This is a genomic window from Streptomyces sp. NPDC047042 (assembly GCF_040644035.1).
Lineage (GTDB): Bacteria > Actinomycetota > Actinomycetes > Streptomycetales > Streptomycetaceae > Streptomyces.
In genome coordinates, this window is the sequence record NZ_JBEYVP010000006.1 from 286,497 (window position 1) to 312,488 (window position 25,992).

Annotated in this window: 21 protein-coding genes; 13 read left to right on the plus strand and 8 right to left on the minus strand. The window is 70.8% G+C overall.

Features of this window, described 5'->3' with window-relative positions; genetic code table 11:
* From ABZ855_RS09135 to ABZ855_RS09160, 6 genes are all read right to left on the minus strand, one after another.
* On the minus strand, positions 1 to 513 hold the full coding sequence (locus tag ABZ855_RS09135; protein WP_319200831.1) for a MaoC family dehydratase: 513 nt from the start codon (positions 511 to 513) through the stop codon (positions 1 to 3).
* A 5-nt stretch (positions 514 to 518) separates the two neighbouring features.
* Positions 519 to 1,484: a CoA ester lyase gene (locus ABZ855_RS09140; RefSeq protein ID WP_360803349.1), complete on the minus strand. Its 966-nt coding sequence runs from the start codon at positions 1,482 to 1,484 to the stop codon at positions 519 to 521.
* On the minus strand, positions 1,481 to 3,508 hold the full coding sequence (locus ABZ855_RS09145) for a protein meaA (protein WP_360803352.1): 2,028 nt from the start codon (positions 3,506 to 3,508) through the stop codon (positions 1,481 to 1,483). Before ABZ855_RS09145 ends, ABZ855_RS09140 begins: the two co-directional genes overlap by 4 nt.
* Before the next feature lie 16 nt (positions 3,509 to 3,524).
* Positions 3,525 to 4,868, minus strand: a complete 1,344-nt coding sequence (gene ccrA, locus ABZ855_RS09150) for a crotonyl-CoA carboxylase/reductase (RefSeq protein ID WP_360803355.1) — start codon at positions 4,866 to 4,868, stop codon at positions 3,525 to 3,527.
* Positions 4,869 to 5,268: 400 nt separating this feature from the next.
* Positions 5,269 to 6,099, minus strand: coding sequence for a TetR family transcriptional regulator (locus ABZ855_RS09155; RefSeq protein ID WP_360803358.1), 831 nt, complete (start codon positions 6,097 to 6,099; stop codon positions 5,269 to 5,271).
* 178 nt (positions 6,100 to 6,277) lie between these two features.
* Positions 6,278 to 8,083 carry a 3-hydroxybutyryl-CoA dehydrogenase gene (locus tag ABZ855_RS09160; protein ID WP_360803361.1) on the minus strand — a complete coding sequence of 602 codons (1,806 nt, stop codon included), beginning with the start codon at positions 8,081 to 8,083 and terminating at the stop codon, positions 6,278 to 6,280.
* Positions 8,084 to 8,442: 359 nt separating this feature from the next.
* Here ABZ855_RS09160 and ABZ855_RS09165 point away from each other — a divergent pair, with 359 nt between their 5' ends.
* Positions 8,443 to 9,018: an adenylosuccinate lyase gene (locus tag ABZ855_RS09165; protein WP_319200839.1), complete on the plus strand. Its 576-nt coding sequence runs from the start codon at positions 8,443 to 8,445 to the stop codon at positions 9,016 to 9,018.
* A gap of 28 nt (positions 9,019 to 9,046) precedes the next feature.
* On the opposite strand, the gene ABZ855_RS09170 is transcribed toward ABZ855_RS09165, so the two are convergent.
* Entirely contained in the window at positions 9,047 to 9,574 is a 528-nt protein-coding gene (locus tag ABZ855_RS09170; protein ID WP_360803365.1) for a GNAT family N-acetyltransferase, read from the minus strand.
* Between the two features lie 58 nt (positions 9,575 to 9,632).
* On the minus strand, positions 9,633 to 10,691 hold the full coding sequence (locus ABZ855_RS09175; RefSeq protein WP_360803368.1) for an Rv2578c family radical SAM protein: 1,059 nt from the start codon (positions 10,689 to 10,691) through the stop codon (positions 9,633 to 9,635).
* A 176-nt stretch (positions 10,692 to 10,867) separates the two neighbouring features.
* Here ABZ855_RS09175 and ABZ855_RS09180 point away from each other — a divergent pair, with 176 nt between their 5' ends.
* The 12 genes from ABZ855_RS09180 to ABZ855_RS09235 all read left to right on the plus strand — a co-directional run bounded on the left by ABZ855_RS09180 (position 10,868) and on the right by ABZ855_RS09235 (position 25,863).
* Positions 10,868 to 11,311: an SRPBCC family protein gene (locus ABZ855_RS09180; RefSeq protein WP_360803371.1), complete on the plus strand. Its 444-nt coding sequence runs from the start codon at positions 10,868 to 10,870 to the stop codon at positions 11,309 to 11,311.
* Between the two features lie 171 nt (positions 11,312 to 11,482).
* Entirely contained in the window at positions 11,483 to 13,867 is a 2,385-nt protein-coding gene (locus tag ABZ855_RS09185; protein WP_360803374.1) for an MFS transporter, read from the plus strand.
* 197 nt (positions 13,868 to 14,064) lie between these two features.
* Positions 14,065 to 16,554: a SpoIIE family protein phosphatase gene (locus tag ABZ855_RS09190; RefSeq protein ID WP_360803377.1), complete on the plus strand. Its 2,490-nt coding sequence runs from the start codon at positions 14,065 to 14,067 to the stop codon at positions 16,552 to 16,554.
* Between the two features lie 228 nt (positions 16,555 to 16,782).
* Positions 16,783 to 17,508: a class I SAM-dependent methyltransferase gene (locus tag ABZ855_RS09195; RefSeq protein WP_360803380.1), complete on the plus strand. Its 726-nt coding sequence runs from the start codon at positions 16,783 to 16,785 to the stop codon at positions 17,506 to 17,508.
* A 237-nt stretch (positions 17,509 to 17,745) separates the two neighbouring features.
* Positions 17,746 to 18,687 carry a hypothetical protein gene (locus tag ABZ855_RS09200; RefSeq protein WP_360803383.1) on the plus strand — a complete coding sequence of 314 codons (942 nt, stop codon included), beginning with the start codon at positions 17,746 to 17,748 and terminating at the stop codon, positions 18,685 to 18,687.
* Between the two features lie 189 nt (positions 18,688 to 18,876).
* Positions 18,877 to 19,710 (plus strand): M55 family metallopeptidase, encoded by an 834-nt coding sequence (locus ABZ855_RS09205; protein ID WP_360803386.1) that lies wholly within the window; start codon positions 18,877 to 18,879, stop codon positions 19,708 to 19,710.
* Entirely contained in the window at positions 19,703 to 21,007 is a 1,305-nt protein-coding gene (locus ABZ855_RS09210; protein ID WP_360803389.1) for a M20/M25/M40 family metallo-hydrolase, read from the plus strand. The genes ABZ855_RS09205 and ABZ855_RS09210 overlap by 8 nt, the downstream gene beginning before the upstream one ends.
* A gap of 16 nt (positions 21,008 to 21,023) precedes the next feature.
* Positions 21,024 to 22,985, plus strand: coding sequence for a prolyl oligopeptidase family serine peptidase (locus ABZ855_RS09215; protein WP_360803392.1), 1,962 nt, complete (start codon positions 21,024 to 21,026; stop codon positions 22,983 to 22,985).
* A gap of 7 nt (positions 22,986 to 22,992) precedes the next feature.
* Positions 22,993 to 23,922, plus strand: coding sequence for an LD-carboxypeptidase (locus tag ABZ855_RS09220; RefSeq protein WP_360803395.1), 930 nt, complete (start codon positions 22,993 to 22,995; stop codon positions 23,920 to 23,922).
* A gap of 525 nt (positions 23,923 to 24,447) precedes the next feature.
* A complete protein-coding gene (locus tag ABZ855_RS09225) occupies positions 24,448 to 24,690 on the plus strand; it encodes a LapA family protein (protein WP_360803398.1) in 243 nt (80 codons plus the stop codon).
* 26 nt (positions 24,691 to 24,716) lie between these two features.
* The gene (locus ABZ855_RS09230) at positions 24,717 to 25,268 is read left to right on the plus strand and encodes a GNAT family protein (protein ID WP_360803401.1); all 552 of its coding nucleotides are present in this window, start codon (positions 24,717 to 24,719) and stop codon (positions 25,266 to 25,268) included.
* Positions 25,269 to 25,383: 115 nt separating this feature from the next.
* Positions 25,384 to 25,863: a phage holin family protein gene (locus ABZ855_RS09235; RefSeq protein ID WP_360803404.1), complete on the plus strand. Its 480-nt coding sequence runs from the start codon at positions 25,384 to 25,386 to the stop codon at positions 25,861 to 25,863.
* Positions 25,864 to 25,992 lie beyond the last annotated feature (129 nt).

The following is a 25,992-nucleotide window of genomic DNA, read 5'->3' on the forward strand; positions in this document are numbered from 1 at the left end:
CTACTTCTCCTGCTCCTTGAGCTGGGGCCGGCCGGGCTGTTCGCCGCCGCGCTCCTTGATGTACGTCTCGGTCGGCACCATCACCTTGCGGCGGAACACGCAGACCAGCGTGCCGTCCTGCTTGTAGCCCTTGGTCTCCACGTAGACGATCCCGCGGTCGTTCTTCGAGCGGGAGGGCGTCTTGTCGAGGACCGTCGTCTCGCCGTAGATCGTGTCGCCGTGGAAGGTCGGCGCCACGTGCTTCAGCGATTCGATCTCCAGGTTCGCGATCGCCTTGCCCGACACGTCCGGCACGGACATGCCGAGGAGCAGGGAGTAGATGTAGTTCCCGACGACCACGTTCTTGCCGAAGTCGGTCGTGTTCTCCGCGTAGTTGACGTCCATGTGGAGCGGGTGGTGGTTCATCGTCAGGAGACAGAAGAGGTGGTCGTCGTACTCCGTGACCGTTTTTCCGGGCCAGTGCTTGTAGACCGCCCCGACCTCGAACTCCTCGTAGGTGCGTCCGAACTGCATGGCCGTCACGCCTCCGGGATCTCGAACTTGCTGGTGCGCTGCATACCGGCGGCGCGGCCCTTGCCCGAGATGACCAGGGCCATCTTGCGGCTGGCCTCGTCGATCATCTCGTCGCCGAGCATCGCGGAGCCCTTCTTGCCGCCGGCCTCGGACGTGCAGTAGTCGTACGCGTCCAGGATCAGCTCGGCGTGGTCGAAGTCCTCCTGCGACGGCGAGAAGATCTCGTTGGACGCCTCGACCTGGCCCGGGTGCAGCACCCACTTGCCGTCGAACCCGAGGGCGGCGGCGCGCTGCGCGACCTCGCGGTAGCCGTCGACGTTGCGGATCTGGAGGTAGGGGCCGTCGATCGCCTGGAGGTTGTTGGCGCGGGCGGCCATCAGGATCTTCATCAGGATGTAGTGGTAGGCGTCCGCCGGGTAACCGGGCGGCTGCTCACCCACCACCAGCGACTTCATGTTGATCGACGCCATGAAGTCGGCCGGGCCGAAGATGATCGTCTCGACGCGCGGGGAGGCCGTCGCGATCTCGTTGACGTTGTTGAGGCCCTGGGCGTTCTCGATCTGCGCCTCGATGCCGATCCTGCCGACCTCGAAGCCCATCGTCTTCTCGATCTGGGTGAGCAGCAGGTCCAGCGCCACGACCTGCTGCGCCGTCTGCACCTTCGGCAGCATGATGCAGTCGAGATTCGGCCCCGCGCCCTCGACCACCGTCACGACATCGCGGTACGTCCACTCCGTCGTCCAGTCGTTGACGCGTACGACCCTGGTCTTGCCCGTCCAGTCGCCCTCGTTGAGGAACTTGACGATGGTGTGCCGCGCCTCGGGCTTGGCGAGCGGGGCGCACGCGTCCTCGAGGTCCAGGAAGACCTGGTCGGCCGGCAGGCCCTGGGCCTTCTCCAGGAACCGGGGGTTGCTCCCGGGGACCGCGAGACAGGAACGCCGGGGGCGCAGACGGTTGACGGGCGTGGTCATGCGGGGACCTCCAGGGGGTCGAGCTTGTTCGCTTTCCGGATCTCGTCGACGATGCGGCCGATGATTCCGGTGATGTCGAAGTCCTTCGGGGTGAAAACCGCGGCCACACCCGCGGCCCTGAGCAGTTCGGCGTCGCCATTGGGGATGATCCCACCGGCGATGACAGGTATATCTGTGGCGCCCGCCACACGGAGCCGTTCGAGCACGTCAGGCACCAGCTGCGCGTGCGAGCCGGACAGGATGGACAGGCCGACGCCGTGCACGTCCTCGGCGATCGCCGCGTCCACGATCTGCTCCGGGGTGAGCCGGATGCCCTGGTAGACCACCTCGAAGCCGGCGTCACGGGCCCGCACCGCGATCTGCTCGGCGCCGTTGGAATGCCCGTCGAGACCCGGCTTGCCCACCAGGAAGCGCAGCTTGCCGACACCCATCTCGCGCGCGGTCACCTCCACCTTGCGGCGCACCAGCGCCAGCGCGGTGCCCTCCTCGGCGGTCACCGCGACCGGCGCGGACGAGACACCGGTCGGCGCCCGGAACTCCCCGAACACCTCGCGCAGGGCCCCGGCCCACTCGCCGGTCGTGACCCCGGCGCGGGCGCACTCCAGGGTGGCCTCCATGAGGTTGTCGGTGCCCTTCGCGGCCTCCTTCAGCCGCTCCAGCGCCTTGCACGGGCGCGGGTGGTTGAACGGCGGCTGGTACCGCGTGTCGCGCCAGCCCCGCAGCGCCGTGGCCACCCGTGCCTCGACGGCCGGGTCGACGGTCTGGATCGCCGCGTCTAGGTCGGCCGTGAGCGGGTTCGGCTCGGTCGACTCGAAGATGTTGACGCCGACGATCTTCTCCTGGCCGGACTCGATACGGGCCCGCCGCTCGGCGTGCGAGGCGACCAGGTTCGACTTCAGGTAGCCCGACTCGACGGCGGCCATCGCGCCGCCCATCTCCTGGATGCGGTCGATCTCGGCGAGGGACTCCTCGACCAGCTCGGCCACCTTCGCCTCGACGACGTGCGACCCGGCGAAGATGTCCTCGTACTCCAGCAGATCGCTCTCGTAGGCGAGCACCTGCTGCATCCGCAGCGACCACTGCTGGTCCCAGGGGCGGGGCAGCCCCAGGGCCTCGTTCCACGCCGGGAGCTGGACGGCACGCGCGCGTGCGTCCTTGGACAGGGTCACGGCCAGCATCTCGAGCACGATCCGCTGGATGTTGTTCTCCGGCTGCGCCTCGGTCAGCCCGAGGGAGTTGACCTGGACGCCGTAGCGGAAGCGCCGCTGCTTGGGGTTCTCGATGCCGTACCGCTCGCGCGTGACCTGGTCCCAGATCCGCCCGAACGCCCGCATCTTGCACATCTCCTCGATGAACCGGACACCCGCGTTCACGAAGAAGGAGATACGGGCGACGACGTCCCCGAACTTCTCGGCGGGCACCTGCCCCGAGTCGCGCACGGCGTCCAGCACGGCGATGGCCGTCGACATGGCGTACGCGATCTCCTGGACCGGGGTCGCCCCCGCCTCCTGGAGGTGGTAGCTGCAGATGTTGATCGGGTTCCACTTGGGGATGTGGTTGACCGTGTAGCAGATCATGTCGGTCGTCAGCCGGAGCGAGGGTCCCGGGGGGAACACATGCGTCCCCCGGGACAGGTACTCCTTGACGATGTCGTTCTGCGTCGTGCCCTGGAGCGTGGTGATGTCGACACCCTGCTCCTCGGCGACGACCTGGTAGAGCGCCAGCAGCCACATGGCGGTGGCGTTGATCGTCATCGAGGTGTTCATCTGGTCCAGGGGAATGTCCTGGAACAGCCGGCGCATGTCACCGAGGTGCGAGACGGGCACGCCGACCCGGCCGACCTCGCCGCGGGCGAGGATGTGGTCGGGGTCGTACCCGGTCTGCGTCGGCAGGTCGAAGGCCACCGACAGACCTGTCTGGCCCTTGGCGAGGTTGCGCCGGTACAGCTCGTTGGACGCCTCGGCCGTGGAGTGACCGGCGTACGTGCGCATCAGCCACGGCCGGTCTTTCTGGCGCTCAGTCATCGAAGGCCTCCGACTCTCAGACGTTCCGGAAGCGGTTGATGGCGTCGATGTGCTGGGCGCGCTTCTCGTGGTCGCGCACACCGAGGCCCTCCTCGGGGGCCAGGCACAGGACACCGACCTTGCCCTGGTGGAGGTTGCGGTGGACGTCGTAGGCGGCCTGCCCGGTCTCCTCCAGGGAGTACACCTTGGAGAGCGTCGGGTGGATCTTGCCCTTGGCGACCAGCCGGTTGGCCTCCCAGGCCTCGCGGTAGTTGGCGAAGTGCGAGCCGATGATGCGCTTGAGGGACATCCACAGGTAGCGGTTGTCGTACTCGTGGTTGAAGCCCGAGGTGGAGGCGCAGGTGACGATCGTGCCGCCCTTGCGGGTGACGTAGACGGACGCGCCGAAGGTCTCCCGGCCGGGGTGCTCGAAGACGATGTCGACGTCCTCGCCGCCGGTCAGCTCGCGGATGCGCTTGCCGAAGCGCTTCCACTCGCGTGGGTCCTGGTTGTGCTCGTCGGCCCAGAACTTGTAGCCCTCGGCGTTGCGGTCGATGATCGCCTCGGCGCCCATCGCCCGGCAGATGTCCGCCTTCTGCTCGCTGGAGACGACACAGATCGGGTTGGCGCCGCCGGCCAGCGCGAACTGCGTGGCGTAGCTGCCGAGGCCGCCGCTCGCCCCCCAGATGAGGACGTTGTCGCCCTGCTTCATCCCGGCGCCGTTGCGCGACACCAGCTGGCGGTACGCGGTGGAGTTGACCAGACCGGGTGCGGCGGCCTCCTCCCACGACAGGTGGTCCGGCTTGGGCATCAGCTGGTTGGACTTGACAAGTGCGATCTCTGCCAGCCCGCCGAAATTCGTCTCGAAGCCCCAGATGCGCTGCTCGGGGTCGAGCATCGTGTCGTTGTGCCCGTCGGAGGACTCGAGCTCCACCGACAGACAGTGCGCGACGACCTCGTCACCGGGCTTCCAGGAGTTGACGCCGGGGCCGGTGCGCAGGACGACGCCCGCGAGGTCGGAACCGATGACGTGGTACGGCAGGTCGTGGCGCTTGGTGAGCTCGCTGAGCTTTCCGTAGCGCTCCAGGAAGCCGAAGGTCGACAGCGGCTCGAAGATCGACGTCCAGACCGAGTTGTAGTTGACACTCGATGCCATGACGGCGACCAGGGCCTCGCCCGGGCCGAGTTCCGGCACCGGGACGTCGTCCAGGTGGATCGACTTGCGGGGGTCCTTGTCGCGGGTCTCGAGGCCCGCGAACATGTCCGTCTCGTCCTTGTGCACGGTGATCGCACGGTACGACTCGGGGAGCGGAAGTGCGGCGATGTCGGCCGGAGTCGACTCCGGCGACTGGATCGCGTCCAGGATGTCCTTAACGGTCACGGTGGTGCCTCCGGCGAATGGCGTCCGAGGGAAGACGCTGAGGGTTACGTCGGTGCTGCTGAGGGTTGGGTGAGAGGTGCCGTCGGTTCGGCGGGTGGTGCTTCCGGCAGCGCGTGGTGGCGCGGGAGGTTGCCTGTGACGCAGGCGTCCGGGCGCGCAGTCACGTGGATTGCGGGGACAGCCGACGTACGAATGGTCTCTGCACGCCGGCCGCCCGGACACCTTCAAGGTATGGCACCCCGTGTCAGGTGACAAGGCACTGGGTGCCAGAAACTGACCTCAAATGAAATCTTTACGTAACAAATGAGCGATGATCGATCAAATGCTACTGGTGAGTAGATCGGCGGACGCGAAGAGGCGGGCCGCAGTCACCGCGACCCGCCTCGTTCCTGCTGTCCGGCTACGCCCGTTCCTTCAGCGCCTGCTCGATGGTCCGCATGACCTCGTCGAGCGGCGCGTCGGTCCGCGCGACCGCGACCAGCACCTCCCCCTGCGAGGTCACCGAGGCCGGCACCGACCGGGGTGGGGTGTCGCGCCCGATGCCGATGCCCGTACCGAAGGTCTTCTGCACGATGCCGAAGGCGTGGTCGAGCTGTGCCTCCACGTCGCCCTGGCCGCCCGCCCGCAGCCAGCGCCGCAGGACGTGGTTGTGGGCGGTGACCACGGCCGACGCGGCGACCTCCGCCAGCAGCGGGTCGTCGTTCGCGTCGTCGTCGTGGGCGTGCTCGTCGAAGTGGCCCAGGAGATAGCGGGTGAAGAGGCGTTCGTAGCGGGCGACCGACGCGATCTCCGCTTCCCGCAGGGTGGGGACCTCGCGGGTCAGCTTGTAGCGGGCGACCGAGATCTCCGGCCGGGCCGCGTACATCCTCATGACTTCTTTGATGCCGCGGCACACGGTGTCGAGCGGATGTTCGTGCGCGGGTGCCGCGTTGAGCACCGCCTCGGCCCGGATCAATGTGTCGTCGTGGTCCGGGAAGATCGCCTCTTCCTTGGAACGGAAGTGCCGGAAGAAGGTACGGCGGGCCACGCCGGCCCGGGCCGCGATCTCGTCGACGGTGGTGCCCTCGTAGCCCTTGGCCGAGAACAGTTCCATTGCCGCGGCCGCCAGTTCGCGGCGCATCTTGAGCCGCTGGGCGGCGGCGCGGCTGCCCGCGGCGCTCTCCGGAGCGTCGGGCGTGGCGGGGGTTCGGGGGGACTTGGCGGCCTGGGACATAAAGCGAACGTACTGCATGTGCGCAGGGTGGCGCGCACGCCCTGGATCACCCCCGCCCCGGGTGGGCGGGGGTGCCGAGGCCGGGCCGAGCAGTCCGCCCCAGTCGTTCTCGTGTCCGAAGGCGCGTCCGAAGCCGCGTTCGGACCTCTCGGCGGACCTCTCGGCGGACGTGTCGCCGGACCTGTCGCGGGGCCCGTCAGCGCCGGGCATATTCGCGGAAGCCGCGGCCCGTCTTGCGGCCGAGGCAGCCCGCGGCCACCAGGTGCTCCAGGAGCGGCGCGGGCGCCAGGCCCGGGTCACGGAACTCGCGGTGCAGGACCTGCTCGATGGCCAGGGAGACGTCCAGCCCGACGACGTCCAGCAATTCGAACGGGCCCATCGGGTAGCCGCCGCCCAGCTTCATCGCCGCGTCAATGTCGTCAAGAGACGCATAGTGCTCCTGCACCATCTTGATCGCGTTGTTGAGATACGGGAAAAGCAATGCGTTGACGATGAATCCGGCTCGGTCACCACAGTCCACGGCATGCTTCTTGATCCTGACGCAGACCTCACGAACCGTTGAGTGGACATCGTCGGCCGTCAACACCGTACGGACGACCTCGACCAGCTTCATCGCCGGCGCCGGGTTGAAGAAGTGCATGCCGATCACGTCCTCGGGACGCGAGGTGGCACGGGCGCACGCGACGACGGGCAGCGAGGACGTGGTGGTCGCGAGCACCGCGCCCGGCTTGCAGACCTTGTCCAGCGTCGCGAACAGCTGCTGCTTGATCTCCAGGTCCTCGGCGACGGCCTCGACGGCCAGATCGACGTCCGCGAAGGCGTCGTACGAGCCCGCCGCGGTGATCCGGTCGAGCGTCTGCGCGGCGGCCTCGGCGGTGAGGCGGCCCTTGTCGACGGAGCGGGCCAGCGACTTGCCGATCCTGGCCTTGGCGACCTGCGCCTTCTCCTCGCTGCGGGCGGCGAGGACCACCTCGTACCCGGCCTTCGCGAAGACCTCGGCGATGCCCGACGCCATCGTGCCGGAACCGGCGACACCCACGGAGCGGACCGCGCGGCCGGGGGTCTCGGCAGCGCCCGCGAGCGGGGTCAGGGCGTCCGCCACGACCGTCGCGCTGCCGGGCGCCTCGTACGAGTAGAAGCCGCGCCCCGACTTCCTGCCGGTCAGGCCCGCCTCGCTGAGCTGCTTCAGGACGGGCGCCGGGGCGTGCAGCCGGTCGTTCGACTCGGCGTACATGGCCTCCAGGACCGTACGGGCCGTGTCGATGCCGATCAGGTCGAGCAGGGCGAGCGGGCCCATGGGCAGACCGCAGCCGAGCCGCATCGCCGCGTCGATGTCCTCGCGGGAGGCGTACTTCGCCTCGTACATCGCGGCGGCCTGGTTGAGGTAGCCGAACAGGAGTCCGTCGGCGACGAACCCGGGGCGGTCGCCGACCGCGACGGGCTCCTTGCCGAGCCCGACCGCCAGATCGGTGACCGCGGCGACGGCCTGCGGCGCGGTCAGCACCGACGAGACCACCTCGACCAGCTTCATCGCCGGGGCCGGGTTGAAGAAGTGCAGGCCCAGAACGCGTTCGGGACGCGCCGAGTCGGCGGCGAGACGGGTCACGGAGAGCGCGTTGGTGCCCGTCGCGAGGATCGTCTCGGGGCGCACGATCTCGTCCAGGGCGCGGAAGATCTGGTGCTTGATCTCGTACGACTCCGGCGCCACCTCGATGACCAGGTCGACGTCGGCCGCGTCGCGCAGGTCGGTGGAGACGCTGAAGCGGGCGAGGACGTCCGCGCGCTCCTGCTCGGTGAGCCGGCCGCGCACCACGGCACGGGCGGTCGACGTCTCCAGGGCGGTGACGGCCTTGGCGGCCGTGGCCTCGCTGATGTCGATGCCGACGACCTCGTGGCCGCCGCGGGTGAGGACCTCGGTGATACCGGTGCCCATCGTGCCGAGGCCGACCACGGCGACGGTCCTGAGCGAGGACGGAGAGGTGTGGGACAGGGGAGTGGCCATCGCGGGACTCCAGAAATGAGGGTGGTGACGACTGGGAGCACTGCGGGTGCGCCGAGGGGCGCACCGGGTGCGAGAAGGAGTGCGGGTGTTGCCGGGCTGCGAAAGCGCACACGCCCGAGGAGTTGGTGGATCCGACCGGCCCTGTCCCGAGCCGATGTCCTACTGCGGTACACGAGGTACCGAACCGACCAGCACTCACGACGGCTGCGTCACCAGGCCGTCGTAAGCAAACACGCGAGTGGGTAACTCGCTCGTCTGAGCTTAACCGGTGGGTAACGAGCGCGCCAGCCCCCGGTTTTGTGATGTGCGTCCCCGGATCCTGCCCCACGCGGTCCGCCCGCGCACCTAATCTCGGCATCATGGACGAAGAGTTGCGATCACTCACGGAGCGCTTACGGCGGGAGTCGGGGACGTCCGCCGCGTACGTACACCTCGTGGCGACCGACGACCTCGACGAACTGGCGGATGTCCTCACCGCACCCGGACAGCCGCTGTGGGCAAGGGAGTTGGCGGCCTTCCGGCTGGGACTCGCGGGGGACCGGCGGGCCTTCGAGGCCCTTGTCCTCCTCCTCAACCACCGTGAGCCGCAGCGCTGCGCCTCCGCCGCGTACGCCCTGGCCCGCCTCGGCGACCCGCGCACGGCCCGTGCGGCGGCCGCCCTCGCGACCAACGAACTGCGCGTCGCCTACGCCCTGCACCCGGTCAGGCTGCTGGGCCAGCTGCGCGCCCCCGAGTCCGTGCCCGCGCTGATCACCACCCTGGCCCGCCGCCTGAGACCGCACGACCCCCACCGAAGGGTGGCGCTCGCCTGCGTGGAGGCGCTGGGCACGCTGGGCGACCGGCGCGCGGCACCGGTCCTGAACGAGGCCCTCGCGCACCCGGCCCTCGCGGAGGCGGCGGTGCACGCGCTGGCGCGCATCCCGAAGCAGAGATGAACCGGGCGGAGGTGAAGCGGAAGGCCTGTCAGTCGAGCAGCTCCCGCACGTACCGAACCTCCGGTACGGCGACGCCGTCCACGTCGGACGGCTCCTCGGCGCCGTCGGCCGCGAACCCCGCCCGCTCGTAGAACCGCCGCGCGCGGTCGTTGCCCTCGAGCACCCACAGGAACATGCGCCGGTGTCCGGCGTCGGCGCACCTGCCTGCCGCCTCTCGCAGCAGCGCCCGTCCGACCCCGGCGCCGAACTGCGCGACGTCCACGTAGATCGCGTACAGCTCGGCGTCGTCGGTGCGGATCTCACCCTCCCGGTAGGGCCCGTGACAGGCCCAGCCGACGATCTCGCCGGCCCGCTCCGCGATCAGGTTGACGACCTCCGACCCGGCGCGCACGAAGAACGTACGCCGCCGCTCGGCGTCCTCGCTCACGCTGAGGGCGTCGAGGTACGGCTGGGGCATCAGGCCCTTGTAGGCGTGCTGCCAGCCTTGGATACGGATTTCGGAGACGCGCTCGCAGTCGTCGTAAACCATCTCGCGGACGAGGATCGGGTCGTTCATGGCGGCACCCTAGGCGTAGGGCGCGCGCGGTGGCCTCCGAATTGTTCAGCCGTGTTGTTCAGAGAAGTGTCAGCTGGACCGGCTCGGCCGGCTCGGCATCGGGTGCCAGGGTGTCGGTCTCGACGGGTGGCGGGATCCTGCGGGGCATCCCCGCGCGCGTGGGGCCGATCCCGTACTCCTGGGCCAGGTCGTGGACCTGGCGGGTGATCCGGCGCTGGTACCACTTGGGCGCGTAGGCGCCCTCCGCGTACAACCGCTCGTAGCGGCGCACAAGGTGCGGGTGGTGCTGCCCCAGCCAGGCCATGTACCACTCGCGGGCACCCGGGCGCAGATGCAGCACCAGCGGGGTCACGGAGGTTGCCCCGGAGGCCGCTATCGCCCGCACGGTGGCCCGCAGCCGGTCCGGGTGGTCGCTGAGGAAGGGGAGCACCGGGGCCATCAGCACCCCGCACCCGATGCCGTGCTCGCCCAGCGTCCGTACGACGTCCAGGCGCCGTTCCGGAGCGGGTGTGCCCGGTTCGACCGTGCGCCACAGGTCGGGGTCGGTGAAGCCCACGGAGACGGAGATCCCCACGTCGGTGACCTGGGAGGCCTGTACGAGGAGGTCGAGGTCGCGCAGGATCAGCGTGCCCTTCGTCAGGATCGAGAAGGGGTTCGCGTGGTCGCGCAGGGCGGTGAGGATGCCCGGCATCAGCCGGTAGCGGCCCTCGGCGCGCTGGTAGCAGTCGACGTTGGTGCCCATCGCGATGTGCTCGCCGAGCCAGCGCCGCGAGCCGAGCTGGCGGCGCAGCAGCTCGGGCGCGTTCACCTTGACGACGATCTGCGAGTCGAAGCCGAGACCGGTGTCGAGGTCCAGATAGCTGTGCGTCTTGCGCGCGAAACAGTAGACGCACGCGTGCGTGCAGCCCCGGTAGGGGTTCACCGTCCACTCGAACGGCATCCGGGAGGCCCCCGGCACGCGGTTGATGATCGAACGGGCCCGGATCTCGTGAAAGGTGATTCCTCTGAACTCGGGCGAGTCGAAGGTACGGGTGGTCACCGCGTCCGCGCCGAACAGCGCGGCGTCGGCCGGGCCGGAGCCGGAGCCCGACTCCACTGTGAGGTTCTCCCAGCGCATGACACCTCCTCGGTTGGTACTCACCAGAGAATAGAACACATGTTCCCTTGATCGTGCGATCGTATGTTCGAGTCTTGTGAAGCTCGTCGACAGTCCTCACCCCGATTTGGGCGGCCGGGCGGCGGGGTGGTTGGGTGAGCCCCAACCCCCGAAGAACCAGCTGCTGGAGGAACGCAATGGCGCAGGTCGAGGCCACCACGGAGCGCATCGTCGCGGCGGACGCGGAGACGGTGTTCGACGCCCTCGCCGAATACAGCGGCACGCGCGCGAAGGTGATGCCCGAGCAGTTCAGCGAGTACGAGGTGCGCGAGGGCGGCGACGGCGAGGGCACCCTCGTCCACTGGAAGCTCCAGGCCACCAGCAAGCGCGTCCGCGACTGCCTCCTCGAGGTCACCGAGCCCACCGACGGCGAGCTCGTCGAGAAGGACCGCAACTCCTCGATGGTCACCACCTGGCGTGTCACCCCCGCCGGTGAGGGCAAGTCGCGGGTCGTCGTGACCACCGTCTGGGACGGCGCCGGCGGCATCGGCGGCTTCTTCGAGCGGACCTTCGCCCCCAAGGGCCTCGCCCGCATCTACGACGCCCTCCTCGACAAGCTCGCCACCGAGCTGGAGAAGTAGAGCTGGAGTAAGGGACAGCCTCCCGAGGGGCGTTGGCCTGCGGCGTCGCGCCCCTCACCGGTTCGAGTGGATCTCTCTCCCGCACACCGGAACGCCGTAACTCGTCGCGCTTGCTCACAGTTGTCGCCCAAAGCGGGAATTGTGCGGTGGGTGCGGCGAGGGGAGCGGTACATGGGCGGGATCACTCTGGTGCAGGCCGAACCGGCGACCGAGCTCCCGCCACCCCCGCCGGAACCGGCGCAACTCGGCCCGCGCCAGGTGCGGTTGGTGTTCTTCGGGCTGGTGCTCGCCCTGCTGCTCGCCGCCCTGGAGCAGATGATCGTCGCCACCGCGCTCCCGAAGATCGTCGGTGAACTGCACGGCCTGGACAAGATGTCCTGGGCGATCACCGCCTATCTGCTCACGGCCACCGTCGGTCTGCCGATCTACGGCAAACTCGGTGATCTCCTCGGCCGCAAAGGCGTGTTCCAGTTCGCCATCGTCGTCTTCGTCATCGGCTCGGCACTGGCCGGCCGGTCGCGGACCATGGACCAGCTCATCGCCTTCCGCGCCCTCCAGGGCGTCGGCGCGGGCGGGTTGATGATCGGCGTGCAGGCGATCATCGCGGACATCGTGCCCCCGCGCGAACGCGGGCGCTTCATGGGCCTGATCGGCGCCTCGTTCGGCCTCGCCTCGGTCGCCGGGCCCCTGCTGGGCGGCTACTTCACCGACCACCTCTCCTGGCGGTGGTGCTTCTGGTTCAACGTGCCGTTCGGTCTGCTGACCCTGGCCGTCGTCACCGCCGTACTGAAGCTGCCGAAGCCCGCCGTCAGGGCCCGGCTCGACCTCCTCGGGGCGCTGCTGCTCGCCGTCGTCTCGACCTGCCTGGTCCTGCTGACCAGTTGGGGCGGCACCCAGTACGCGTGGGACTCGCGCGAGATCCTCGGACTCGGCGCCGGAGCGGCCATCGCCGGTGTGCTCTTCGTGGTCGCCGAGCACTTCGCGCCCGAACCCCTCATCCCCCTGCGGCTGTTCAGGGACTCCGTCTTCAACGTCAGCGCTCTGGTGGGCCTGGTGATCGGAGTGGCGCTGTTCGGGGCCGCCAGCTATCTGCCGACCTTCCTCCAGATGGTCGACGGTGCCACCGCCACCGAGTCAGGTCTGCTGATGGTGCCTATGATGGCCGGCATCGTCGGCGCGTCGATCGTCTCCGGGCAGCTCATCAGCCACACCGGCCGCTACAAGTTCTGGCCGGTCCTCGGCAGCGCCGTGGCCGCGCTCGGCATGTGGCTGCTGTCGCGCCTCGAAGCGGACACGCCCCGGCTGCACTACAGCCTCTGGATGGCCGTACTCGGCGCCGGCATCGGCATGGTGATGCCCGTCCTGGTCCTCGCCGTGCAGAACTCCGCGCGCCCCGCCGACCTCGGCACCGCGACCAGCGCCAACAACTACTTCCGGCAGATCGGCGGCAGCGTCGGCGCCGCGATCTTCGGCACCCTCTTCGCCAACCGGCTCGCCGAGTCCCTGCGCGACAGGCTCCCCACGCGCGCGGGTGCCCGGCTGCCCGACCCCGAGTCGATCACCCCGCAGCTCGTCCACACGCTGCCCCCGGCGCTGCGCGACGGCTACATCAGGGCGTACGCCGACGCCATGCCGCGCATCTTCCTGTACCTGGTGCCGGTGCTCGTCCTCGGCCTGCTCGTCGCCTGCTTCCTCGAGGAGAAACCGCTGGTGTCCCACCAGACCGCCCCCGCCGACCTCGACTCCCCGGTCCCCTCGGCCGGCCCGGCGATGGCGCAGGCCCGGGCCCCGTACACCGCCGGAATCCCGGTGTGCGGCACGGTGCAGCACCCGGACGGGACCGTCGTACCGCGTGCCGCGCTCACCCTCATCGACGTCACGGGAGTACAGATCGGGCGCGGTGCGAGCGCCGAGGACGGGCGGTACGCGCTGTCCACGCCCGGCTCGGGCGCGTACGTCCTGATCGCCGCGGCGGGCGGCCACCAGCCGCAGGCGGTCTCCGTGACCGTGGGCGAGCGGCCCGTCGAACTGGACCTCGTCCTCGGCGCCGCGGGGCATCTGACGGGCCGGGTACGGACCGTGGACGGCTCTCCGGTGGCGGACGCCACCGTCACCCTCACCAATGTGCACGGCGAGGTCGTCGCGACCACCCGCAGCGGACCCGAGGGCGGCTACGCCATCACCGAACTGGTGGCCGGCGAGTACACGCTCGCCGTCGGCGCTCCCGCGTTCCGCCCGGCCGCGCTCCCCGTCACCGTGAAGCCGTCCCGGGAGACCCGCCAGGACGTCGAACTCGCGGGCGGCGCCGTCCTGAAGGGCACCGTGCGGACGGTCGACGGACGGCCCGTCGAGGACGCGCGCGTGACACTGCTCGACCTGGCGGGCAACGTGATGAACACGCTCACCACCGCCGCCGACGGAACCTTCCGGTTCGTCGACCTGCCCTCCGGTGAGTACACGGTCATCGCGACCGGTTACCCGCCGGTCGCCACCGTGCTCCGGGTGGGCGGCGGGGGGTTGACGGAACGCGACCTCCAACTCGGGTACGACGACTGAGCCGCAGGTCGGGGCCTCCGCGCCGACCGGCCGACCGGTCCTTCCGGTCGCTCCGGCGCACGGGGCGTGCGTACGCGCGCCGGAGCGGATCGGCCAAGACCAATTACCGGAATGCCACACATCGCGACGGACCGGCGCCGTACGGTGGTGGCGACGGCACAGATCTTGCGGAGCCGTGGGAAGAAGGGGCCTGCGCCATGGACCGTGGCACCGAGACGGGCGCATCTCCCAGCCGCGGAGCTGGGGAGAACGCGTCGGCGGAGCACGCCGCGGCGGGCCGTATCCCGCTGGCCGTGGTGGTCGTCGACCGTGAGGGCCTGGTCTCGCACTGGAGCCGGGGCGCGCGCCGTCTGTTCGGCGCCTCCAAGGAGGAGGCGCTCGGCCGGCCCGCCGTCGACCTGCTGCCCGTCTCCGGTGCCTTCCCCGACACCGACGACCAGGACACCACGCCGTACGGGGCCTACGGGTCCTACGGCTCGTACGCGGCCCATGACGGTCTCGGCCCCGACCTGGAGTCCTCGCTCGACGGGCAGCTCGCCTACCGTGCCGCCGGACGCGCCCGGCTGACGGTGCCCGGGCGCGACGGCGACCGCGTCGACGTGCTGTGGTGGGCCTACCCCCTGGTGGGCCCCGGCCTTGAGCGCCTCCTCGTGCTGGCCGCCGACACCGACGTACTGCGCCAGGAGGACGACGGGATCGCCGTCGAGCGCATCGCGCCCGGATTCGCCCTGCACACGGACTTTCCCGGCGCCGACGAACTCGCCCGCAGGCTCCCCGAGATCCTGCCCAGCATGAGCGTCGGGGAGAGCGCCCGTATCGTCGCCCAGATCCTCGAACTGGGTTATCCCGTCCTGGAGTTCAGCCAGAACGACCTGGTGCCGGTGACCCCCGACTGGGGCGTGCCCCGGCGCGCGGAGCGCAAGGCCCGCCGGGAGCGGGCGGCGCGGGCGGTGGCGGCCGGCGAACCCCTGCCCGAGGACCTCCAGGACGACGTCGAGGACCTCGAATACGCGGCCGTGCGCGAGCGGCTGGAGTTCCTCAACGAGGTCAGCGGACGCATCGGGACCTCGCTCGACCTGTCCCGCACGATCATCGAGGTCAGCAAGGCCGTCGTACCCCGCTTCACGGACGTGGCCGGCACCTATCTGCGCGAACAGGTCGTCGCCGGGGAGGGGTTCCCCGACGGTGTGCCCGACACGACGACCATGTGGCACCGGGTCGCCCTCGAGCACACCGACGAACCCGGTCGCTGGGACGACGTCGTACCGGTCGGCGAGGCCATGCCGTTCCCGGCGCACACCCCGTTCTTCCAGTGCATGACCAGCGGTCAGCCCGTGCTCGTGCCGCGCATCAGCGAGCAGATGGGGCACATGATCGCCTCGCAGTTCGAGAAGCGTGACATCCGGCCGCTGATCACGGGCCGCTCCATGCTGGTCGTCCCGCTGAAGGCACGCAACGTCGTCCTCGGCTTCATGATCCTGCTGCGCCACCCGGAGCGCGTCGAGTTCAACGACATGGACCGGGTCACCGGCGCCGAACTCGCCGCCCGCGCGGGGCTCGTGCTCGACAACGCGCGCATGTACACCTACCAGGAGAGCGTCGCCGAGACCCTCCAGGACAGCATGCTGCCGCAGATCCCGCCGCGCATGGCGGGCTGCGACATCGCCACCCGCTATCTGCCCGGCACGCTGCTCGGCCGCGTCGGCGGGGACTGGTTCGACTCGGTGAAACTGCCCGGCGCCCGCACCGCCCTCGTCGTCGGCGACGTCATGGGGCACGGCCTCAACTCGGCCGCGATGATGGGCCAGTTGCGTACGGCCGTCCAGACCATGGCCGCCCTCGACCTGCCGCCCGCCCAGCTTCTGCGCAACCTCGACGACCTCGCCCAGCGACTCGGCGACACCTATCTCGCGACCTGCCTCTACGCCGTCTACGACCCGATCGCGAGCGAACTGCACATCGCCAACGCGGGCCACATCCCGCCCGTGTTGGTCCGCGCGGAGGACGGCCGGAGCGAGCTGCTCGACCTGCCCACCGGGGCACCCATCGGCGTCGGCGGAGTGCCCTTCGAGGCGGTACGCGTGCGCGTGGAGCCCGGCGACCGGCTCGTGATGTGCACCGACGGCCTGGTCGAGGTGCGCGGTGAGGACATCTGGGTGGGCCTGGCGACGCTCTGCGAGTCCGCCGCCCACCCGGCCGCCTCCATGGACGACGCGTGCGACACGATCATCCGCGCCCTCAACACACGTGGGGGCCGCAAGGACGACGTGGCGCTGCTGATGGCCCGCCTCAACGGCATCGAACCGGACGACGTCGCCGAATGGCGGCTCGCCCTCGACCCGGCCGAGGTGGGCCGGGCCCGTGCCGTGGTCCGTGAACAGCTCCACGAGTGGGGTCTGGCGCGGCTGGTGGACAGCGCCGTGCTGCTGGTCGACGAACTCGTCACCAACGCCGTACGGCACTCGCACGGGCGTCCGGTCGAGCTGCGGCTGGTGCGCGGCGAGACGCTGCTGTGCGAGGTGGACGACGACGACCACACCCTGCCCACCCTGCTCGACGCCGAGCCCATGGCCGAGTCCGGCCGCGGGCTGCGGGTGGTGAGCACGCTGGCCAGGGAGTGGGGCACCAGCCGTACGGGCGCGGGCAAGACCGTCTGGTTCGAGCTCACGCTCCCACGCAGACGCTGACGTTCCGGCCACGACGGCCGGTGGCGCCGCGCCCGTCGCGGTCGGCGCCCTGTGCTTGGATTGATGTTGCCGCGGGGCCGGGGAGGCGTGTGAGGCGCACACCGGCGTACACCTCTCGAACGCGCCGTGAAGGTATGCGCGGCGCGCTTGTCGGTGCAACCGGGGCGCGGTAGACCGAACTGGCCCGTCACCTCGGACGGGCAGCCGTCGCACCCTGGGGAGTTGGGTATGAGCGTGACGAGTCGATACCGGGAGGCCTGGGAGGGCTTCTGGCGCGAGGCCCCCGATGGGCAGGGCGCCGTCTTCTGGGACTCGGAGCCGATGCTGACGGCCGGCCTTCACCTCGCCGTGTACGAACCGCACCTCGCGGACTTCGAGTTGCCCCTGCTGGACCTCGGCTGCGGCAACGGCACCCAGACCCGCTTCCTCACCGACCGGTTCACCCGGGTTGTCGGCGCCGACCTCTCGCCCGCGGCACTCGAGCGTGCCCGGCGTGCCGACCCGGAGGGCGCGGCCGAGTACGAACTGCTCGACTGCGCCGAGAAGTCCGAGGTCGACGCACTGCACGCCAAGCTCGGCGACACCAATGTGTACATGCGCGGGGTGCTCCACCAGTGCGACGCCGACGACCGGCAGACCCTCGTCGACGGCGTCGCCACGCTCATCGGGCGGAGCGGCCGGGCCTTCCTGGTCGAACTGTCGCAGGACGCGCGCCCCATCCTGATGGGCCTCGCCCAGAGCGCCGAGGGCCCGCCGCCGAAACTGCGCCCGATCCTCGAGCACGGCATCGCACCCGGCGAGGTGGCGGACTCAGCGGTGCCCGTGTACCTGGGCGCGGCGGGCCTGGAGATCCTCGGCAGCGGCGAACTCCCGCTCACCACGACGGAGTACACGGCGGAAGGCACCCGCATCGTGCTGCCCTCGAAATGGGTCGTCGTGGCGCAACAGCGCTGAGCGCCACGGCGGCCGGGGACGCGACGCCGGTGGCCGCCGTGACCAACTCGAAATGTGGAGAACTGGTGCAGGATTGACGGGAGTCGCCCTACGTGGCGAGAATGCGGATCACTTCGCTGTGCCTGGAGCGAGTGAAGTGACACGAGTGAACTGGTCGCGCGCACTTCGCGTGTTCGCCCGCGCCGGTCCCCCGCATTCGACACACCTCCCACACATTTCGAACCACAGAGGCTTATTTTGTCGCGTTCGCACCAGCCCAGAACCCTGACTGTCCTCGCCGCGACCGCGTTCGCCGCCGCCGCCCTCCCCGTCCTCGGGGCGGGCACGGCGAGCGCGACCACGGGCGCCTGCCAGTCCGCCACCGTCCAGTACCGCATCGCCGGCGGCGACTGGACCTCGCAGGGCGGGTTCCACGCCTGGGCCAGCGCCCCCGGCGCCGTCGAGGTGCGGCTGGCCCCCGGCCAGAACGTCGGGGAGGGCTGCAAGTACCCCGTCTCCCTGGCCGAGTACACGACCGAGGGCCCGGACTGGAACACCTCCGGTTTCCAGACCCTGGTCGACAAGGACACCGTCTACCTCACCTCCGCCGACGTGGCCGACGCCGGTGGCGCCGAGCGCGACTGGCAGAAGCTGAGCGTCAAGTCCCCCGACTGCTACGGGCAGATCGACCTCTACGGCGACGACATCACGTACGACGGCCAGACCGGGGAGGGCCACGGCCCCGCCCCCTACAAGCCCGGCAACGTGGTCACCCCGTACCACCTCATAGCGGCCTGGAACGGCGGCGACAAGGCGTGCGAGACCGGCGCGTCCGAGCCGCCCGCCCCCACCCCGTCGGAGCCGGCGCCGAGCACCCCGGCCACGCCGACCACGCCCGCGACTCCCACCACCCCCGCGGGCAGCGAGCCGCCCGCCGGTGAGTCGACCCCGCCGAGCACCCCGCCGACCACCCCCGAGACCTCCACCACCCCGCCCACGACCCCGGACGTGCCCCCGGCGGAGTCGACGCCGCCCAGCACGCCTCCCACCGCCCCGGAGCCCACGCCCAGCGAGAGCACCCCGCCGCTGGCCGAGACCGGCGCCGGCGCGCCCGTCGGGACGATCGCCGGTGCGGCGGCCGTGGTCGTCGCCCTCGGCGCCGGAGCCCTCTTCCTGGCCCGCCGCGCCCGCCGCTCCTGACCAGCAGCCCGCGGAACGCGGTCGCCGCGTAGCGCGACAGCCTCTCCGACAGCCCCGTCTCCGCAGGGAGGCGGGGCTGTCGCCGCTCACGCGGCGGGCGAGCGTGAGGCGGTGCTTCCTGGCCGGGACCCGGCCCGGCGCGTAACGTTCGGACAGCGAGCCGCTGACCTGCGACGGGACTGTCTCACCATGAAGATCCTCATCAGCGCCGACATGGAGGGCGCCACCGGCGTCACCTGGCCGGCCGATGTACTGCCGGGCACCCCGCAGTGGGAGCGCTGCCGTTCGATGTTCACCTCGGACGTCAACGCCGCCGTACTCGGCTTCTTCGACGGCGGCGCCGACGAGGTGCTGGTCAACGAGGCCCACTGGACCATGCGCAACCTGCTCCTCGAACGGCTGGACGAGCGGGTGGAGATGCTCACCGGGCGCCACAAGTCGCTGTCCATGGTCGAGGGCGTGCAGCACGGCGACATCGACGGGATCGCCTTCGTCGGCTACCACGCGGGCGCCGGCATGGAGGGCGTCCTCGCCCACACCTACCTCGCCAACTCCATCACCGGCGTGTGGGTGAACGACGTACGGGCCAGCGAAGGCCTCCTCAACTCCCATGTGGTCGCCGAGTACGGGGTCCCCGTCGTGCTCGTCACCGGTGACGACCTCGCCTGCGAGGACGCGCTCGGATACGCGCCCGAGGCGCTGAAGGTCGCCGTCAAGGACCATGTCTCCCGGTACGCGGCCGTGTGCCGGACACCCGCCAGGACCGCCGCCGACATCCGGGCCGCCGCGAAGGAGGCCGCCGCGCTCGCCGTACGGCACGAGCCCGTGGCCGGCGGGCCGTTCACCGTCGCCCTGGAGTTCGACGCCGAGCATCTCGCCATGGCCGCCACCGTCGTGCCCGGTGTCGAGCGGATCGGGGAACGGAAGGTGGCGTACACCAACGGCACAATGTACGAGGGCATTCGTACCTTCAAGGCGGTCACGACGATCGTCTCGGCCGCGGTGGAGGAGCAGTATGGCTGAGCAGCAGGCGCTCGACGAGGTGGTGTCGTTCACCTCCGACCTCATCCGGATCGACACCACCAACAACGGCGGCGGCGACTGTCAGGAGCGGCCCGCCGCCGAGTACGCCGCCGCGCTTCTCGCCGAGACCGGCCTCGAACCCACGCTCCTCGAACGGACCAAGGGCCGCACCAACGTCGTCGCCCGGATCGAGGGCACCGACCCGTCCGCCGACGCGCTGCTCCTGCACGGGCATCTCGACGTCGTGCCCGCCCGCGCCGACGACTGGCGGGTGCACCCCTTCTCCGGGGAGATCCGCGACGGTGTCGTCTGGGGGCGGGGCGCCGTCGACATGAAGAACATGGACGCGATGATCCTCGCCGTCGTCCGCGACTGGGCCCGCCAGGGCGTGCGGCCCCGACGGGACATCGTCGTCGCGTTCACCGCCGACGAGGAGGACAGCGCCCGGGACGGCTCCGAGTTCCTGGCCGCCGAACACCCCGGCCTGTTCGAGGGATGCACCGAAGGCATCGGCGAGTCCGGGGCGTTCACCTTCCACGACGGCACCGGCCGGCACCTGTACCCCGTCGCAGCGGGCGAACGCGGCACCGCCTGGCTCAAGTTGACCGCCAGAGGACGCGCCGGACACGGCTCCAAGGTCAACCACAGCAACGCCGTCACCCACCTCGCCGCCGCCGTCGCCCGCATCGGCGCGTACGAGTGGCCGCTGCGCCTCACCCCGACCGTCGAGGCCGCTCTCACCCAACTCGCCGCCCTGTACGGCCTCGTACCGGACCTGGACGATGTCGACGGGCTCCTCACCAAGCTCGGGCCCGCCGCCCGGCTCGTCGAGGCGACCGTCCGCAACAGCGCCAACCCGACCATGCTGAACGCCGGTTACAAGGTCAACGTGATCCCCGGCGAGGCCGTCGCCCACGTCGACGGGCGCTTCCTGCACGGCTGCGAGGACGAGTTCCGCACGACCCTCGACGAACTCACCGGCCCCGACGTCACCTGGGAGTTCCACCATCGCTCGGTGGCCCTGCAGGCGTCCGTGGAGTCACCCACGTACGCCCGGATGCGCGCCGCCGTCGAGGAGTTCGCGCCCGAGGGGCACGTGGTGCCGTACTGCATGTCCGGTGGCACCGACGCCAAGCAGTTCTCGCGGCTCGGCATCACCGGGTACGGATTCGCGCCGCTCAGGCTGCCCGAGAACCTCGACTACCAGGCACTCTTCCACGGTGTCGACGAGCGCGTCCCGGTCGAGGCGCTGCACTTCGGTGTCCGGGTACTCGACCGGTTCCTGCGGACGGCCTAGGGGAGTGGGGAAGACAGTGCAGACACTGCCGTACGGTTCATGGCTCTCGCCCATCGGCGCGGAACTCGCCGCCGAGCACGACGGGTCGCCCGAGTACGTGGGCTTCGTCGGCGACGAGGCCTGGTGGACGGAACCCCGGCCCACCGAGGCCGGCCGGCGCACCCTCGTACGACGGCGCGCCGACGGCTCCCAGGAGTCGGTCCTGGACGCCCCGTGGAACGTGCGCAGCCGGGTCATGGAGTACGGCGGCATGCCGTGGGACGGCGTCATGCGGGACGACGGGCCGTTGATCGTGTTCGTCAACTTCGCCGACCAGCGCCTCTACCGCTACGAACCGGGTCGCGGTGAACCCGTCCCGCTCACGCCCCTGTCCCCGGTCGGCGGCGGACTGCGCTGGGCCGAACCGCAGTTGCGCCTCGAATACGGCGAAGTCTGGTGTGTTCTGGAGGAGTTCACCGGCGACGGGCCCACGGATGTCCGACGGGTGCTGGCTGCCGTACCGCTGAGCGGGACAGCGGCCGACGACGAGGACGCGGTGCGTGAACTCACCACCGACCGGTGGCGGTTCGTCACCGGGCCCCGTCTCTCGCCCGACGGACAGCGTGCCGCCTGGCTCGCCTGGGACCACCCGAGCATGCCGTGGGACGGGACCGAGCTGATCGTCGCGGAGGTGAGCTACGAGGGCGCCTTCCACGACGTCCGAGCCGTCGCCGGAGGACCGGACGAGTCGATCGCCCAGGTCGACTGGGCGCATGACGGCGCGCTGCTGTACTCCAGCGACCGCTCCGGCTGGTGGAACCTCTACCGCGACGACGTACCCGTGTGCCCCCGGCCGGAGGAGTTCGGCGGCGCACTGTGGAAGGTCGGCCAGCGCTGGTTCGCCCCGCTGGAGGGCGGCCTCGTCGCCGTCGTCCACGGGCGCGGGGCGACCGCCCTCGGGGTACTGGACCCGGAGACCGGCGACGTCGTCGACGCGGCCGGCCCCTGGACCGAGTTCGCGGCCACCCTCGCCGTGCGGGGGGAGCGGATCGTCGCCGTCGGGGCCAGCCCGCGCAGCGCCTACGAGGTCGTCGAACTGGACACCCGTACGGGACACGCCCGGGTCATCGGCGCCGCCCACCAGGACCCGGTCGACCCCGTGCACTATCCCGAGCCGCAGATCCGGACCTTCACCGGCCCCGAGGGCCGGGACATCCACGCGCACATCTATCCGCCGCACCACCCCGGGTACACGGCGCCCGGCGACGAGCTGCCCCCGTACGTCGTGTGGGCGCACGGCGGGCCGACCGGGCGGGCGCCCCTCGTGCTCGACCTGGAGATCGCCTACTTCACCTCCCGGGGCATCGGCGTCGCCGAGGTCAACTACGGCGGGTCGACCGGGTACGGGCGCGAGTACCGCGACCGGCTGCGCGAGCAGTGGGGCGTCGTCGACGTCGAGGACTGCGCGGCCGTCGCGCTCGCCCTCGCCGACGAGGGCACCGCCGACCGCGCCCGGCTCGCCGTCCGGGGCGGCAGCGCGGGCGGCTGGACCGCGGCGGCCTCCCTCACCGGCACCGACGTGTACGCCTGCGGCACGATCCTCTACCCCATCCTCGACCTCGCCGGCTGGGGCTCGGGGGAGACCCACGACTTCGAGTCGCAGTACCTGGAGTCCCTGGTCGGCCCGCTCGCCGAGGTCCCGGGCCGCTATCTGGAACGCTCGCCCGCCGAACACGCCGCCGACATCACCGCGCCCTTCCTGCTGCTCCAGGGGCTCGACGACGTCATCTGCCCGCCGGTGCAGTGCGAACGCTTCCTCGCCCGGCTCGCGGCGGAGGGGCGGCGCGTGCCGCACCGGTACATCGCGTTCGAGGGAGAGGGGCACGGATTCCGGCGCGCGGAGACGACCGTACGCGTCCTGGAGTCCGAACTCTCCCTGTACGCACAGGTCTTCGGGCTCACCCCGCCCGGCATCCCGACCCTGGAGCTCGTCAAGTGAGGGCCAAGTGAAGCCGCTGGTAAGGCCGTCGAGGCTTGCGCCCGGTGCTCGGGTGGCCGTCGTCGCGTCCAGCGGGCCCGTCCGCGAGGAGCGGCTGCAGGCCGGGCTCGACATCCTGCGCGGCTGGGACCTCGAACCCGTCGTGGCACCCCATGTCCTGGACCGGCACGGGGAGTTCGACTACCTCGCGGGTACGGACGCCGACCGGGCCGCCGATTTCCAGGCCGCCTGGTGCGACCCCGCGGTGGACGCGGTGCTGTGCGCCCGGGGCGGCTACGGCGCGCAGCGCATGGTCGACCTTCTGGACTGGGACGCGCTGCGCGCTGCCGGGCCCAAGGTGCTCGTCGGCTATAGCGATGTCACCGCGCTGCACGAGGCGTTCGCGGTCCGCCTGGGACTCGTCACACTCCACGGGCCGATGGTGTCCGCCGTCGACTTCCTCAAGAACGCGCGGTCGCAGGACCATCTGCGGGCCACGCTGTTCGACCCGGAGTCGGTACGGGTCGTCGAGGCGGCGGCCGGGGGTTCGGTGCTGGTGCCCGAGCGGGCCCGGGGCGTCACCCTCGGCGGCTGTCTGGCCATACTCGCCACCGAACGCGGCAGCCCGCACGCCCGGGCCGGTGCGCGCGGCGGGCTGCTCATGATCGAGGACGTGGGGGAGAGCCCGTACCGGATCGACCGGACCCTCACCCAGCTGCTGCGCACCGGCTGGCTCGACGGCGTCGCCGGGATCGCGCTCGGCTCGTGGGAGCGGTGCGGTCCGTACGAGGAGCTGCGCGCCGTGTTCACCGACCGGCTCGGCGGACTCGGGGTACCGGTGGTGGAGGAGTTCGGGTTCGGACACTGCGAGGGAGCACTGACGATCCCGGTCGGGGTGACCGCCGAACTGGACGCGGAGGCGGGAACACTGACGCTGGAGGAACCGGCGCTGCGGTGAGGTGTTGCTGCGCAGGCTGGGGTGGGGTGTTGCGGTGCGGGGGCTGGGGTGAGGTGAGGTGCTGTGGCGCCGGGGTGCGGTAAGGCGCTGTGGTGCGGGGCTGCGGTGCGGGGCTGTGGTCTGGGGGCGGTAAGTCGCTGGGTTGAGGGGCTGCGGTGCCTGGGCGCGGTGACGGGCTGCGGTGTCTGGGCGTGGTGAGGGGCTGCGGTGCCGGGCTGCGGTAACGCGCTGTGGTGCGGGGCTGCGGTCTGGGGGCGGTAAGTCGCTGGGGTGAGGGGCTGCGGTGCCTGGGCGCGGTAAGGGGCTGGGTGCCGCAGTGCGGTAAGGCGCTGGGTTTCGGCGCTGCGGGGCTGCGGTGCCAGGTTGCGCCAGGACGCTGGGGTGCCGGGTGCGGCGGGACGCGGCGGTGCCAGGGTGCGGTGGGACGCTGTGGTGCGGGGGTTTTGGGGAGGTGGTGCGGGTCCGTCACCCGGTCTGCCTATCTCCGGGCGCGCGGGAAGCGCTGTGGCGGCCCATGCTGGCCTCATGAGCCCGAAGACCTACGAGAGCGGTGGCAAGGCCGGGCGGGCGCGAGGGCCGCTGACGCCCACCCGGGTCGCCGTCGGGGCGCTCGCCCTGCTCGCCCTGATCTTCATCTTCGAGAACACCCGCGCCACCAAGATTCGGCTGCTGATCCCCGAAGTGACCATGCCGCTGTGGATGGCGCTGCTCGCCACCGCGGCCATCGGCGCCCTCTGCGGGGCCTACTTCATGCGGCGCCGGAGGTGAGCAGGGGCCGCGCGTAAGGTGACCGAGTGGCTGAGCACCGTGAATATCTCGCTGAGGGACACCGCGTGGGCATACGCCCGTTCACCTACGAGGACGGCGACGAGTTCATCGCCCGGGTACGGGAGAGCAAGGACCTGCACCACCCCTGGCTGGCTCCGCCGGCGAGTCCCGACGCCTACGCCCTGTACGCCGGGCGCCTGATCGAGGATCCGACGAAGGCCGGGTTCCTGGTGTGCGAGAAGGACGACGGGGGTGCCGTCGCCGGGTTCATCAACATCAACAACATCGTCCAGGGCGGCTTTCTGTGCGGAGCGCTCGGGTACGGGGCGTTCGCGCATGCGGCGGGGCGGGGGCTGATGGGTGAAGGGCTTGGTCTTGTCGTGCGGTATGCCTTCGGGCCGGCGCTGCGGTTGCATCGGCTGGAGATCAATGTGCAGCCCGGCAACACCGCGTCTGTTGCTCTCGCGCGGCGGGGTGGGTTTCGGCTGGAGGGGTTCTCGCCGGACTTTCTCTATATCGAGGGTGCCTGGCGGGACCATGAGCGATGGGCGATCACCTCGGACATGGTCAAAAGGTAGGGCTCTGCTGTTTGCGTGCGGGTGCGTTGTGGCTGGTCGCGCAGTTCCCCGCGCCCCTTCAGGGCGCTCCTCTTGGGCGGGGCGTTAAGGGAACGGGCCGGGGTACCCGGGGTTCATGGACCGCATCGATCACCTGGAACATCTCGACAAGCATCTGGTCGACGAGCTTGCGCAGGTGGCCCGCGAGGCCGTGCGTGACGAACTGCGTGACCAGACCCGTAAACAGCGCCGTACCGCCGCGCTCTACGCCACATCGGGTGCCGTCGCCCTGTACGCGGGCGCGGCTCTCGCGCTCACCCTGGGACTGGCCCTGGCGGAAGGGCTGCCGGACTGGGCCGCCGCACTCATCACCGCGGTGATCCTCGGCGCGCTGGCCTACGCCCTGCGCAACATGGCCCGCCCTGGACCGTCGCGCACGCATCCTCCGGCCGGCAGCGTCGGCGCGGCGGGTGACCCGGAGCCCCGGGGCGGGCTCCACGCGCCCGTTCCGCCCGTCCCCCCGGTCGCACCCGGCGGACCCGCCCCGAACACGGCCCCGCCGGTGACGCAGCGCTGGGACGACAACGATTCTGAGGGACCGCATCACCGGGCCTGAGACCGGATGAGAAATGTGGAGTGGGGGGGGGGGGGCCGGGGGGGGGGGGGGCCGCGCGGGGGGGGGGGGGGGTAGGGGGCTGAGAAGTACGGCGGACGCGGGTGGGCACAGGGCGGGTGGTTGAGGTAT